The sequence below is a fragment of the Amycolatopsis sp. NPDC003861 genome (assembly GCF_053605405.1).
In genome coordinates this window covers 1-12,214 of sequence record NZ_JBSGJD010000275.1, presented here as the reverse complement: position 1 = coordinate 12,214, position 12,214 = coordinate 1, and the positions used below count along the sequence as shown (strand labels likewise).

The 12,214-nt window shown below is 71.9% G+C and carries 12 protein-coding genes and 1 pseudogene; 6 read left to right on the top strand and 7 right to left on the bottom strand.

What is annotated here, in order from left to right:
- Positions 1-62: 62 nt before the first annotated feature.
- The 3 genes from ACWEVN_RS41035 to ACWEVN_RS41025 all read left to right on the top strand — a co-directional run bounded on the left by ACWEVN_RS41035 (position 63) and on the right by ACWEVN_RS41025 (position 3,812).
- A complete protein-coding gene (locus ACWEVN_RS41035) occupies positions 63-1,787 on the top strand; it encodes a sodium/solute symporter (RefSeq protein WP_452054888.1) in 1,725 nt (574 codons plus the stop codon).
- A gap of 70 nt (positions 1,788-1,857) precedes the next feature.
- On the top strand, positions 1,858-2,205 hold the full coding sequence (locus tag ACWEVN_RS41030; protein ID WP_310977541.1) for a DUF485 domain-containing protein: 348 nt from the start codon (positions 1,858-1,860) through the stop codon (positions 2,203-2,205).
- Positions 2,202-3,812, top strand: coding sequence for a solute symporter family protein (locus tag ACWEVN_RS41025; RefSeq protein ID WP_449685845.1), 1,611 nt, complete (start codon positions 2,202-2,204; stop codon positions 3,810-3,812). The genes ACWEVN_RS41030 and ACWEVN_RS41025 overlap by 4 nt, the downstream gene beginning before the upstream one ends.
- Positions 3,813-3,886: 74 nt before the next feature.
- Here ACWEVN_RS41025 and ACWEVN_RS41020 read toward each other — a convergent pair whose 3' ends face one another.
- Entirely contained in the window at positions 3,887-4,624 is a 738-nt protein-coding gene (locus tag ACWEVN_RS41020) for an isocitrate lyase/PEP mutase family protein (protein ID WP_452054887.1), read from the bottom strand.
- Positions 4,621-5,082 carry a carboxymuconolactone decarboxylase family protein gene (locus ACWEVN_RS41015; protein ID WP_449685847.1) on the bottom strand — a complete coding sequence of 154 codons (462 nt, stop codon included), beginning with the start codon at positions 5,080-5,082 and terminating at the stop codon, positions 4,621-4,623. The genes ACWEVN_RS41020 and ACWEVN_RS41015 overlap by 4 nt, the downstream gene beginning before the upstream one ends.
- A 46-nt stretch (positions 5,083-5,128) precedes the next feature.
- Between ACWEVN_RS41015 and pdxR the strand changes: the two genes are divergently transcribed.
- Positions 5,129-6,511: a MocR-like pyridoxine biosynthesis transcription factor PdxR gene (pdxR, locus tag ACWEVN_RS41010; RefSeq protein WP_452054886.1), complete on the top strand. Its 1,383-nt coding sequence runs from the start codon at positions 5,129-5,131 to the stop codon at positions 6,509-6,511.
- Between the two features lie 193 nt (positions 6,512-6,704).
- Here pdxR and ACWEVN_RS41005 read toward each other — a convergent pair whose 3' ends face one another.
- The 3 genes from ACWEVN_RS41005 to ACWEVN_RS40995 all read right to left on the bottom strand — a co-directional run bounded on the left by ACWEVN_RS41005 (position 6,705) and on the right by ACWEVN_RS40995 (position 9,845).
- Entirely contained in the window at positions 6,705-7,430 is a 726-nt protein-coding gene (locus ACWEVN_RS41005; RefSeq protein WP_452054885.1) for a peptidylprolyl isomerase, read from the bottom strand.
- Between the two features lie 261 nt (positions 7,431-7,691).
- Positions 7,692-8,657 carry a methylmalonyl Co-A mutase-associated GTPase MeaB gene (meaB, locus tag ACWEVN_RS41000; protein WP_452054884.1) on the bottom strand — a complete coding sequence of 322 codons (966 nt, stop codon included), beginning with the start codon at positions 8,655-8,657 and terminating at the stop codon, positions 7,692-7,694.
- Positions 8,658-9,845 carry an acetyl-CoA C-acetyltransferase gene (locus ACWEVN_RS40995; RefSeq protein ID WP_452054883.1) on the bottom strand — a complete coding sequence of 396 codons (1,188 nt, stop codon included), beginning with the start codon at positions 9,843-9,845 and terminating at the stop codon, positions 8,658-8,660.
- A 137-nt stretch (positions 9,846-9,982) separates the two neighbouring features.
- Here ACWEVN_RS40995 and mce point away from each other — a divergent pair, with 137 nt between their 5' ends.
- Positions 9,983-10,438: a methylmalonyl-CoA epimerase gene (gene mce / locus ACWEVN_RS40990; RefSeq protein WP_449685851.1), complete on the top strand. Its 456-nt coding sequence runs from the start codon at positions 9,983-9,985 to the stop codon at positions 10,436-10,438.
- A 352-nt stretch (positions 10,439-10,790) separates the two neighbouring features.
- Here mce and ACWEVN_RS40985 read toward each other — a convergent pair whose 3' ends face one another.
- Both ACWEVN_RS40985 and ACWEVN_RS40980 read right to left on the bottom strand, forming a co-directional pair.
- Positions 10,791-11,363 carry a TetR/AcrR family transcriptional regulator gene (locus ACWEVN_RS40985; protein ID WP_449685852.1) on the bottom strand — a complete coding sequence of 191 codons (573 nt, stop codon included), beginning with the start codon at positions 11,361-11,363 and terminating at the stop codon, positions 10,791-10,793.
- Between the two features lie 19 nt (positions 11,364-11,382).
- Positions 11,383-11,751, bottom strand: a complete 369-nt coding sequence (locus ACWEVN_RS40980; RefSeq protein ID WP_071831581.1) for an SPW repeat domain-containing protein — start codon at positions 11,749-11,751, stop codon at positions 11,383-11,385.
- Positions 11,752-11,948: 197 nt separating this feature from the next.
- Here ACWEVN_RS40980 and ACWEVN_RS40975 point away from each other — a divergent pair.
- A pseudogene (locus tag ACWEVN_RS40975) lies at positions 11,949-12,214 on the top strand (crotonyl-CoA carboxylase/reductase); the annotation flags it as partial.

Sequence of the window (12,214 nt, the reverse complement as noted above, 5' to 3'; positions counted from 1 at the left end):
GTCCGGAGCTTCCCCCACCCCCAACGCCACATTGGGGCGCATGAGCGCGGGAGGGCCGGCTAGTGGGCGTCGCGCTCGCCGTCGCGCCGGTCGTGCTCGTGACGCTGCTGATCGGCGTCCGCGGGGTCGCCGCCATGCGCACGACGTCGGACTTCCTCGTCGCCTCGCGCCGGATCTCGCCGCTGGTGAACTCGGCCGCCGTCTCCGGCGAGTACCTCTCGGCCGCCTCCTTCCTCGGCGTCGCCGGGCTCGTCGTCAAGGACGGCATCGGGGCGCTGTGGTACCCGGTCGGCTTCACCGCCGGCTACATCGCGATGCTCGTCCTCGTCGCCGCGCCGATGCGGCGGTCGGGCGCGCTCACCGTCCCCGACTTCGCCGAAGCCCGGCTCAACTCCCCCGCGCTGCGCCGCCTGACCGCCGTCGTCGTGCTGGTGATCGGCACGATCTACGTCGTCCCGCAGTTCCGCACGGCCGGTCTGGTGCTCGCCGCGGTCGGCGGCACGCAGTACTGGGTCGGCGTGGTGCTGGCCGGCGCCGCGGTCAGCGTCACCCTCGCGCTGGGCGGGATGCGCGCGGCGACGTACGTGCAGGCGTTCCAGTTCGTGCTGAAGCTGCTGCTGTTCCTCATCCCGGCGATCTGGCTGACGCTGCAGGCCGGCGCGGTCAACCGGACCGACGCGCTCAACCCCGTCGAGTTCACCCACTTCGCCCGCGAGACGCCGGTGCGGTTCGAGGTCGACGTCACCATGGAGATCCGCGAGCCGACCCCGGTGCGGCGCAACGGCGTCGTGGAAGTCCTGCCGCCGGGCGAATTCACCGCGCACAGCCAGGACGAAGTCGTGTTCGGTACGGGCGCGGCCGTCCCCGCGGTCCGCGGCGGCGCGGCACTGGGCGGGCCCGACTGGCGGCGCCCCCTGCTCGACCTGGGCGATCAGGGCTACCCGCTGCTGGGCACCTGGGCCGTGCTCATCGCGACCATGCTGGGCACGATGGGCCTGCCGCACGTCCTGATGCGCTTCCACACCAGCCCGGACGGCCGCGCCGCGCGCCGCACCGCGGCAATCACGGTCGCGCTGCTGGGCGTCTTCTACCTCTTCCCCGGCGTCTACGGCGTGCTCGGCCGGGTCCTCGTCCCCGGGCTGTACCTCTCGGGCGCGACCGACACCGTGGTCGTCGCCCTGCCGTCCCAAGTGGACAGTGGCTGGGCGGGCGGGCTGTTCACGGCCCTGCTGACCGCGGGTGCGTTCGCCGCGTTCCTGGCGACGTCGCTGGGCTTGCTGCTGGTGATGTCCGGCGCGCTCGCGCACGACCTCGTCCCCGGCGGGCTGCGGCGGCTGCGGATCGCGGTGTTCGGCGTCGCCGGGATCATGGTGCTGCTGGCGCTGCGCTCGGCCGAGCTCGACGCCGGCGTCCTGGTCACCTGGGGCTTCACGGTGGCCGCGTCGACGTTCTGCCCGCTGCTGGTCCTCGGCATCTGGTGGCCGCGGCTGACGGCGACCGGTGGCATCGCGGGCGTGTTGACCGGGCTGGTGGCCTCGACCGCCTCGATCCTGTTCGCCCTCGCCGGGCCGCCGCTGCACGGCTGGGTGGCGATCCTGGTGCAGCAACCGGCACCATGGTCGGTACCGTTGGCGTTCGGCGTAATGGCGCTGGTCTCCCTGCGGGGCAGGCCCCCCGCCTGGTCGACGGCAGCCATGCTGCGCCTCCACCTCGACGAACCCCGTTCGACGGGACCTCGCGACCGTTCGTCAACCGTTCGTCGTCTGACCCGGCTGTTGAACCGCTGAATCTTCACGCGAGACTCACGCGTCCCTACGGTGTCGCACGTCACTTTCCGCAGCGTCGCAGGGAGCAGCGATGAGCACGACGGACACCGGCGGGCCCCCGGAGACATCCGAAACCATCTGGGAGCGGGCACACGAGAGCACCGAGTTCCGGGAGCTGCGCAGCCGCCTGCGCCGGTTCGTCTTCCCGATGACGGCGGTGTTCCTCCTCTGGTACCTGCTGTACGTGCTCCTCGCGGACTACGCGCACGGCTTCATGAGCACCAAGGTGGTCGGCAACATCAACGTCGGCCTGATCTTCGGCCTGCTCCAGTTCGTCTCGACGTTCGTGATCACCGGCCTCTACGTCCGGTACGCGAACCGGAAGCTGGACCCGGTCGCCGAGAAGATCCGTGAGGACATCGAGAAGGAGCAGGCATGACCGCGACACTTGCCGCGAGCGTCGAGGGCAGCAACCCGCTCCTCAACATCGGCATCTTCGCCCTCTTCGTGATCATCACCCTGGTGATCGTGTTCCGGGCCAGCCGCAACACCAAGACGGCGTCGGACTACTACGCCGCCGGCCGCGCGTTCACCGGCCCGCAGAACGGCATCGCGATCTCGGGTGACTACCTGTCGGCCGCGTCGTTCCTCGGCATCGCCGGCGCGATCGCGATCAACGGCTACGACGGCTTCCTCTACTCGATCGGCTTCCTGGTGGCGTGGCTCGTCGCGCTGCTGCTGGTCGCGGAACTGCTGCGCAACACCGGCAAGTTCACCATGGGCGACGTCCTCGCCTTCCGGATGAAGCAGCGCCCGGTGCGGGCCGCGGCCGCGACGTCGACGCTGGCCGTGTCGTTCTTCTACCTGCTGGCGCAGATGGCGGGCGCCGGCGGCCTCGTGGCCCTGCTGCTCGGCGTCGAAGGCGGCGGCGCGCAAGCGCTGGTGATCGCCGTGGTCGGCATCATCATGATCGCCTACGTGCTGATCGGCGGCATGAAGGGCACCACCTGGGTGCAGATCATCAAGGCCGCACTGCTCATCGTCGGCGCGCTCGTGATCACCCTCTGGGTGCTCGGCAAGTACAACTTCAACTTCTCCACCCTGCTGCAGGCCGCCGTCGACAAGGCGGGCAAGGCCGGAGAGACGCTGCTCGGGCCGGGCAAGCAGTACGGCGCCACCGGCACGTCGAAGCTGGACTTCTTCTCCCTCGGCATCGCGCTGGTGCTGGGCACGGCGGGCCTGCCGCACGTGCTGATGCGCTTCTACACGGTGCCCACGGCCCGCGACGCGCGGCGCTCGGTGGTCTGGGCGATCGTGCTCATCGGCGTGTTCTACCTGTTCACGCTGGTGCTCGGCTACGGCGCCGGCGCGCTGGTCGGGCCGGACACGATCAAGAAGGCACCGGGCGGGGTCAACTCCGCCGCGCCACTGCTCGCGCTGGAACTGGGCGGGCCGGTGCTGCTGGGCCTGATCTCCGCGATCGCCTTCGCGACGATCCTCGCGGTGGTCGCCGGCCTGACGATCACGGCGTCGGCGTCCTTCGCCCACGACGTCTACGCGAACGTCGTCAAGCGCGGCAAGACGTCGCCGGACTCGGAGGTCCGGGTCGCCCGGATCACCGCGGTGGTGATCGGTGCCCTCGCCATCGGCGGCGGCATCCTGGCCAACGGGCAGAACGTGGCGTTCCTGGTCGCGCTGGCCTTCGCGGTGGCGGCGTCGGCGAACCTGCCGACGATCCTCTACTCGCTGTTCTGGAAGCGGTTCAACACCCAGGGCGCGCTGTGGTCGATCTACGGTGGCCTGGCGATCACGATCGTGCTGATCGTGTTCTCGCCGGCGGTGTCCGGCAAGAGCACGTCGATGATCAAGACCGCGGACTTCGCCTGGTTCCCGCTGAGCAACCCGGGCATCGTGTCGATCCCGGCCGCGTTCATCCTGGGCTGGCTGGGCACGGTCCTGTCCAAGGAGCACGACGAGAAGAAGTACGCCGAGATGGAGGTCCGCTCCCTCACCGGCGCGGGCGCCGAGAAGGCGGTCGTCCACTAGGTCCGCCGGTTTCACCGACACCGAAGGCCGTCGCGAGGGTGTTCCCGATCCCCTCGCGGCGGCCTTCGGCCATTTCAGTACGGCAGCTCGCCCTGCGCGACCCCGGTCACGGCGGCCTCGAACTGCTTGCGCAGGTACTGCCAGAGCCCGCCGCCCAGCGAAATCCTCGCCACCCCCAGTCCGGCGAGGCTTTCCAGGCCCGGGCTGCCCGGCCACGCGGTCACGTTGACCGCCCCGCCGGTTTCCCGCACGAACTCCGCGATCAGCTCCGGCGTGCGCAGGTGGATCGGGTAGACGCAGTCGGCGCCCGCTTCCAGGTAAGCCTTCGCCCTGGCAACGCCCGCCTCGAGCGCTTCCTTCGGGTCCACGCCGCGGAAGGAGTCGACCCGGGCGTTGATCACCAGGACGTCACCCGCCGCCTCGCGCAGGGCGGCGATCCGGGCCGCCTGCTCGCCGACGGCCCGGACGTCGCCGGTCGCGTGGTCGGTGTCCTCGAAGTTGCAGCCGACGGCCCCGGCGTCGCGCAGCCGGCCGGCCAGTTCGCTGCCGGACAGGCCGTAGCCCGACTCGGCGTCGACGGTGACCGGGATGCCGACCGCCGCGGCGATCCGCGCGGCGGCGGCGAACATCTCGGCGGCGGGCGCCTGCTCGCCGTCGGCGAACCCGAGCACGGCCGCCACGGCGACCGAGCTGGTCGCGATGGCGGGGAACCCGGCGGCCTCGACGAGCTTCGCGGTGTCGGCGTCCCAGACGTTCGGCAGGACCAGGGGCTTGCCGGGGACGTGCAGCGCCTTGAGCGCGGCGGCGGTCACGCGTCCCGCTTCGGCAGCGGCGTGTGGCTGGTGATGGTCATCCGGTTCCAGCTGTTGATGGCGATGATCTCCCACGCCACGGCCTGGTACTGCTCCTCGGTGAACACCTTCGCGGCCTGCTCGTAGACGTCGTCCGGCACGGACTGCGTCGCCGAAAGCTTGGTCATCGCCTCGGTGAGGGCGAGGGCGGCCTGCTCCTGCTCGGTGAACAGGTCGGTCTCGCGCCAGCCGTCGAGCACGAACAGCCGCCGCGGCGACTCGCCCAGCTCGAGCGCGTCGCGGGAGTGCATGTCGAGGCAGTACGCGCAGCCGTTGATCTGCGACGCGCGGGTCTTCACCAGTTCCAGCAGCTTGGGGTCGAGCCCCGCGTTGGCGCCGGCCTTGTTCACCTCGGCCTGCAGGTTGGCCATCGCCTGGTACAGCTCGGGGGCGCCCCCGAGCGCGATTCGCTTGCTCATGCCGTCCACGCTAGTGCGAACTGGTCCACGGGTATGGTCCAGTCACATGACGGAATCGTGGTCCAGTTCCGGGCTCGACGTCCACCTCGGCTGGCAGCCCGCGTCCGGCCGCACCGGGCTCGCGGCGGCGATCCGCGCGGCCATCCGGGACGGCCGGTGGCAGGCGGGCGCGGCGGTGCCCTCGACCCGCGCGCTGGCCCACGACCTCGGCGTCGCCCGCGGCACGGTCACCCGCGTGTACGCCGACCTGGCGGCCGAGGGCTACCTGCGCACGGCCCAGGGCGCGCCGACCCGGGTGGCGACGGCGGGCTCGCTGCCCCAGTCCGCGCCGCGGCAGGCCCCGCGCGACCCGGCCCCGCGCTGGGACCTGCGGCCGGGCCGTCCGGACCTGACGGCGTTCCCGCGCCAAGCGTGGCTCACCGCGACCCGGCGGGCCCTGCTGCGGACACCGGCGTCGGCGTTCGGCTACGAGTCGGAGCTGGGCGCGCCGGAGCTGCGCGACACGCTGGCCGGCTACCTGGCCCGGGCCCGCGGGGTGGTCGCCGACCCGGCGCGGATCGTGGTGTGCCACGGGTTTTCGCACGCCATCGCGGTGGTGTCCCGGGCCTTGTTTTCGTTGGGTACGGGCGAAATGGCGTTCGAGGACCCTTCGCTGGGGCTGTACCGGTCGATCGCGGCGGCACAGGGTCCGCGGATCGTCGGCGTGGACGTCGACGGCCACGGCCTCGACGTGTCCGCATTGGACAGTCCGGCGGTGGTCGTGACCCCGGCGCACCAGTACCCCACGGGCGTCACCCTGGCCCCACCGCGCCGGGCGGCGCTGGCCCGCTGGGCGAGCGAGTCGGGCGCGTTCGTGCTGGAGGACGACTACGACGGCGAGTTCCGCTTCGACCGCCAGCAGGTCGGGGCGTTGCAGGCACTGGCGCCGGAGCGGGTGGTGTACGCGGGAACGGCCAGCAAGACGCTCGCCCCGGCGCTGCGGCTGGCGTGGCTGGTGCTGCCGCGCTCGCTGGTGGAGCCGGTCCGCGCGGCGATGGCCGACAGCGGCTCACGCCCGGCGTTGCTGAACCAGCTGGCCCTGGCCGAACTGATCGACTCGGGCGCCTACGACCGGCACGTCCGCCGCAGCCGCGCGGAGTACCGCTCGCGCCGCACCCGCCTCCTGGCCGCACTACCGGACTCCGTGCGCCCGCACGGCATCGCGGCGGGCCTGCACCTGCTCCTCATGCTGCCCCCGGACGGCCCCTCCGAGGCCACCGCCCTGGCGGCCTGCCGCCGCCGTTCGATCGGCATCGAGGGCCTCTCCAGCCACTGGATGACCCCCGGCCGCCCCGGCGGCCTCATCGTCGGCTACGCCGCAACCCCGGCCCACGCCTTCAAGGGAGCAACCCAAAACCTCGTAGAAGCCCTAGCCGAAGCAACCCCCTAACCCAAATCCGCCCCCAATCACACGAGTTCCGTCCCCGATCCCGCCAACCCCGTCCCCAATCACGAGTGATGCCCCTCCAATCACACGTGATGCCCCCTCGATCACGCATGAAGCCCGCCCAATCACGCGAAATACCCCGCCAAGCACCCGCGATGCCCGCGGGCCACCCCACCGGAGCGGCCCGCGACCACCGTCAGAACCAGCAGTCCGGCCGGACCCGCAGCAGTTCCGTCCGCAGCACCGGCGTCCCGTCGACCGGCGCCGGGTCCTCCGCGGTCGGCTGGATCCCGCCGGCCGCGACCTTGTCCAGCGTCCGCAGCCCGTCCGCACCGACCGTGCCGAACACCGTGTAGTTCGGCCGCAGCGCGGAATCGCCGTACACGACGAAGAACTGCGAACCGTTCGTGTCCGGCCCCGCGTTGGCCATGGCCAGGAGGCCACGCGCGTAGACACGCCGGGCGCCGGTCGGGTCGGTCGGTGCCGGCGGCAGGTCCACCGGCAGCTCGTCCTTGTACTTGTAGCCCGGCCCGCCCTCACCGGTCGCCGTCGGGTCGCCGCACTGCAGCACCTTCAGCGTCGGGTACGCGGTCAGCCGGTGGCACACCGTGTGGTCGTAGAACCGGTGCCGCGCCAGGTGCAGGAAGCTCTGCACGGTGCACGGCGCCTTCGCGCGGTCCAGCCGCAGCGGCAGCGCGCCCTGGCTGGTCGGGATGGCGACGTCGACCTTGCCGTGGCTCGGCGTGTGCCGCGGGTCGGGCGGCAGCGGCACCGGCCGCGCGGGCGGTTCGTCCGGCGTTTCGGTGTACTGGCAAGGCCCGTGGGTCGTCTTCGGCGGCGGAGCGTCGGCCGCCGTGGCCACGCTTTGACCGGCCACGAACAACGCGCCCGCCGCCAGCGCGGTCAGAAGTGTCTTCTTCATGCTGCACGCCCTCCCAGTGATCGCCCGGTTCCGGAGCGTCCCGCAGTCTAGGGGGCGGCACCGACAGCCAGAACCGGCGAAAGTCGCCCTCGTCAGCCCATCGGGTGAACCTCGGCGCCCGCACCCCGGAAATTGTCGGACCCCCGGCGCACGATGGTCGGCACGCGGCAAACTCGCCGCCCACGAGGGGAGCACACCATGGAAGTTCGGCGAAGACCCGTTGCGGTGGCACGGTTCCTGCTGAGTCGGCTCGCGTCCGCGCTAGCCGCGAAGGTCCGCGATCAGCTCGTCGGCGGCGGCGAACGGGTCGAGTTCCCGCGCCACGACCCGCTCGGCGACACCGGCGAGCCGTCCCCCGCCACGCAGGTCCACGAGCTCGGCCCGCAACCGCCGGATGGCGATGGCCTCGACCTCGTCGCGCGCCCGGGCCACCCGGCGCCGGGCCAGCTCGTCGTGCTCGGCGAGCCAGTCGTGGTGCGCGGCCAGCGCCCGGACGACCTCGTCGACGCCCTCGCCCTTGGCCGCGACGGTCCGCACGATCGGCTGGCGCCAGCTCGGGCCCCGGATTTCCCGTCGGGCCAGGGAGATCATCTGCTTGAGGTCGTGCACGGTGGCGTCGGCGCCCTCGCGGTCCGCCTTGTTCACGACGAAGACGTCGGCGATCTCCAGCACCCCGGCCTTCGCGGCCTGGATGCCGTCGCCCATGCCCGGCGCGAGCAGCACCACCGTGGTGTCGGCGAGTTTCACGACGTCCACTTCGGACTGCCCGACGCCGACGGTCTCGATCAGCACGACGTCGAAACCGGCCGCGTCCAGCACGCGCACCGCCTGCGGCGTCGCCCACGAGAGCCCGCCGAGGTGCCCGCGGGTGGCCATCGAGCGGATGAACACGCCGGGGTCGGTGGCGTGTTCGGTCATCCGGATCCGGTCGCCGAGCAGCGCCCCTCCCGAAAACGGCGAGGACGGGTCGATGGCGAGCACCCCGACCCGCTTGCCCTCCGCGCGCAACGCGGTGAGCAGGGCCGAGGTCGATGTCGACTTGCCGACACCGGGCGGCCCGGTGAGCCCGACGACCCGGGCTCGCCCGGTGTACGGGGTGAGTGCCCGGGCGATCTCCGCGACACGCGGGTGGGCGTCCTCGACGAGCGACAGCAGCCGCGCGACGGCCCGGGGTTGCCCGTCCCGCGCGCGGCCGACGAGGTCGTCGAGGTCGAGTGGTCCGGCCACTTACGCCGACGGCACCCGCAGCAGGAGGGCGTCGCCCTGGCCGCCGCCACCGCACAGCGCGGCCGCGCCGAGCCCGCCACCGCGGCGGCGCAGCTCGTGGATCAGGTGCACGGCGAGCCGGGCACCGGAGGCGCCGATCGGGTGGCCGAGCGCGATGGCCCCGCCGTTGACGTTGACCTTCTCCGGGTCGAGGCCGAGCTTCTCGGTGGAGACGAGCCCGACAGCGGCGAAGGCCTCGTTGATCTCGACGAGGTCGAGGGCGTCGGCGGTCAGGTTCGCCTTCGCCAGCGCGGCGAGGATCGCGTTCGACGGCTGCTCGTGCAGGCTCGCGTCGGGCCCGGCGACGACACCGTGCGCGCCGATCTCGGCGAGCGGCGTGATGCCGAGCTCCTCGGCCTTCGCCTTGCTGGCGACGATGACCGCGGCGGCGCCGTCGGAGATCTGCGAGGCCGAGCCCGCGGTGATGGTGCCGTCGGAGGCGAAGGCCGGGCGCAGCTTGGCGAGGCCTTCGGCGGTGGTGTCGGCGCGGACGCCCTCGTCGGTGTCGAACACGACCGGGTCGCCCTTGCGCTGCGGGATGGAGACCGGCGCGATCTCGTCGGCGAAGTAGCCGTTCTCGATCGCCTCGGCGGCGCGCTGGTGGGAGCGGGCGGAGAACGCGTCCTGCTGCTCGCGCGTGACGCCGTAGCGGGAGTTGTACTTCTCCGTCGAGGAGCCCATGGCGACCTGGTCGAAGGCGCAGAAGAGACCGTCGTAGGCCATGTGGTCGACGAGCGTGGTGTCGCCGTACTTGAAGCCGGAGCGGGACTTGGGCAGCAGGTGCGGCGCCTGGGTCATCGACTCCTGGCCGCCGGCGACGACGAGGTCGAACTCGCCGGCGCGGATGAGCTGGTCGGCGAGCGCGATGGCGTCGAGGCCGGAGAGGCAGACCTTGTTGATGGTCAGCGCGGGCACGCTCATCGGGATGCCCGCGGCGACGGCGGCCTGCCGCGCCGGGATCTGGCCGGCGCCGGCGGTCAGCACCTGACCCATGATCGTGTACTGCACCGCGTCCGGGGAGACGCCGGCGCGTTCGAGGGCCGCCTTGATCGCGACCCCGCCCAGCTGGGCGCCCGTGAAGTCCTTGAGGGAGCCCAGCAGGCGCCCGATCGGCGTACGGGCGGCACCCAGGATCACGGAACCGGACACGGCGTCCTCCAAGCATCGGCGCATGGGCAGTTTTCCCGACCATACCCGGGAGCAGGGCTTCTTGATGGAGCCAGTGTGAGGCGGGGCACGCGACGATTCCGCCTCGAAGCGGCGCGCGGGCCCCCTATCCTGCCTCCATGAATGACGCCCTGCGGCCGTTCGTGACGGCCATCGACCACGTCGGCATCGCGGTCCCGGACCTGGACGCGGCCATCGAGTTCCACCGCGCGCACTTCGGCCTGGAGGTCGCGCACGAGGAGGTGAACGAGGAGCAGGGAGTCCGCGAGGCGATGCTGCGCGCCCCGGGCACGGCGGGCACGGAGACGCAGATCCAGCTCCTGGCCCCGCTGCGCGACGACTCGGCGATCGGCAAGTTCCTGGCCAAGAGCGGCCCGGGCCTGCAGCAGCTGGCCTACCGCGTGTCCGATGTGGACGCCGCGGCGGCGGCCCTGCGCGAAAAGGGCCTGCGCATGCTGTACGAGGAGGCGAAGAGGGGCACATCGAACAGCCGGGTGAACTTCGTCCACCCCAAGGACGCGGGCGGCGTCCTGGTGGAACTGGTGGAGCCGGCCAAGGACGCCACGGCGCACTGAGTCGATCCGCCGCAAGGGTTCGGCGCGGAGCCGCACGCCCGTGACAAGAAACGGGCGCGCGGCCACCACGCCAATGAGCACGGACACCGCCGGCGGAAGCGGGCCACTGCCTCGATGGCGGGCCGGCAAGGCGCGCATCAGCGGGCGCACCACCCCGCCAGCAGTGCGCGGGCACGCGGGCCGGCCGGCGGGGGCACCCGCCAGCCGAGCGAGCACGCCCAGCCAAGCCGGCCAGGCGGGCAAGAGCGCGCCACCTGGCGGCACAACCACGCAAGCCGGTCGCCGGTAACCCCACGGCCGACAGAGCACCCAGCCGAGCCGGCGCGCGCCGGCCGCGGCGAACGCGACCCGGCTAAGCGGGCGCGGCCTTGGACGACAGCGCGTCCGCGATGAACGTCAGCTCCCCGTCGAACTCCGCGGGCAGGTCGTCCTCCGAATGCCGGGCCGTCGCGTGCCGGTGGCTCACCGCGCGCGCCAGCAGCCCCGACGCCCGATCCACGTCGGCCGTCGGCACTACGCCACCCGTCGCCGCGACGATCACCGCCCTGACCTGGCGGACCAGGACCTGGAAACGTTCGTGCAGCGCGTCGCGGACCACGTGGTGCGTGTCCGCCTCGCGCCACAGCAAGTGCGACAGCCCCAGTGACCTGCTGAAGCGGTGGTCCAGCTCGCGGACCAGCCGCCTCAAGCTGCCCGCCAGGTCGCCCGGGACCACCACCACCGCCGGCTCGATGCGCTCGTCGGGCAGCCGCGCGACGAGCGCCGTGAGCAGGTCCGACTTGTGGCGGAAGTAGTAGTGCACCAGCCCCTTCGGCACCCCGGCCTGCTCCGCGATGCGCGAAGTCGGGGTGGCGTCGAAGCCGGATTCGGCGAAGAGCGCCTCGGCGGCGCAGAGGATGCGCTCCTTCGCCGAATCCTCGGTCATTCCCGTGCCTCCTGCGTCGTCAGTGCTGCCCGGCCGTGCGGTGCGCGGCGTTCGCGACCGGCATCGCTGCCGCGCCGGCGATGACCGTCAGCACCCCGGCGATCCAGGACGTCCAGGACGCGCCGTTGAACTCCGTGTACCCCATCACCCACGGCGCGATGAAGAGCAGCACGCCGAGCGCGATCTGGATGCCTTCGCCGTAGACCATGCCCGGCATCGCCAGCGACACCAGGCCGTCGAGTGCGATCAGCGCGCCCAGGACGACCATCGTCCACATCGCGGTCGTGTCCGTGCTCAGCCAAAGGGGTGAAAGAGCGGCGACCACCCCGATGACGACCTCGGCCCAGTCGTGGGGCCGGGTCCACGCGCGCGTAGAGACTTCACTCATTCGTGCTCACCTCCGTCGGTGAAACTGCTGGTCGGGTGGTGTACCCGACGTCGATGATCCGCTTGACTGGCCAGCCGGTCAAGGTGAGCCGGTCACAGTTCGGCGTGTAATCGTGCTGTCCGTCTCGTACAGTTGTGGACGCGTGTTACCGGCGAGTAATTTCTGCCGCCAACGCCCCCATCTCCGCGGAGGAACCGATGACGCAGCTCGGCGAGATCCAGCAGGCCATCCTGAACGGCGAGTCCGCCGCGGTGGGCTCGTTGCCCGTGCCCGAGAGCTACCGCGGGGTGACGGTGCACGCGGACGAGGTCGACATGTTCGAGGGCTTGGAGAGCCGGGACAAGGATCCGCGCAAGTCGTTGCACGTGGATGACGTCCCCGTTCCCGAGCTCGGCCCCGGCGAGGCACTGGTCGCCGTGATGGCGAGTGCGATCAACTACAACACGGTGTGGACGTCGATTTT

Bases quoted from the DNA above. Each gene is read 5' to 3' on its own strand.
- ACWEVN_RS41025 (WP_449685845.1), top strand. From the start codon at position 2,202: ATGACCGCGACACTTGCCGCGAGCGTCGAGGGCAGCAACCCGCTCCTC.
- ACWEVN_RS41005 (WP_452054885.1), bottom strand. From the start codon at position 7,430: ATGAAGAAGACACTTCTGACCGCGCTGGCGGCGGGCGCGTTGTTCGTG.
- ACWEVN_RS40980 (WP_071831581.1), bottom strand. From the start codon at position 11,751: ATGAGTGAAGTCTCTACGCGCGCGTGGACCCGGCCCCACGACTGGGCC.
- ACWEVN_RS41030 (WP_310977541.1), top strand. From the start codon at position 1,858: ATGAGCACGACGGACACCGGCGGGCCCCCGGAGACATCCGAAACCATC.
- ACWEVN_RS40985 (WP_449685852.1), bottom strand. From the start codon at position 11,363: ATGACCGAGGATTCGGCGAAGGAGCGCATCCTCTGCGCCGCCGAGGCG.
- ACWEVN_RS41015 (WP_449685847.1), bottom strand. From the start codon at position 5,082: ATGAGCAAGCGAATCGCGCTCGGGGGCGCCCCCGAGCTGTACCAGGCG.
- pdxR (WP_452054886.1), top strand. From the start codon at position 5,129: ATGACGGAATCGTGGTCCAGTTCCGGGCTCGACGTCCACCTCGGCTGG.
- mce (WP_449685851.1), top strand. From the start codon at position 9,983: ATGAATGACGCCCTGCGGCCGTTCGTGACGGCCATCGACCACGTCGGC.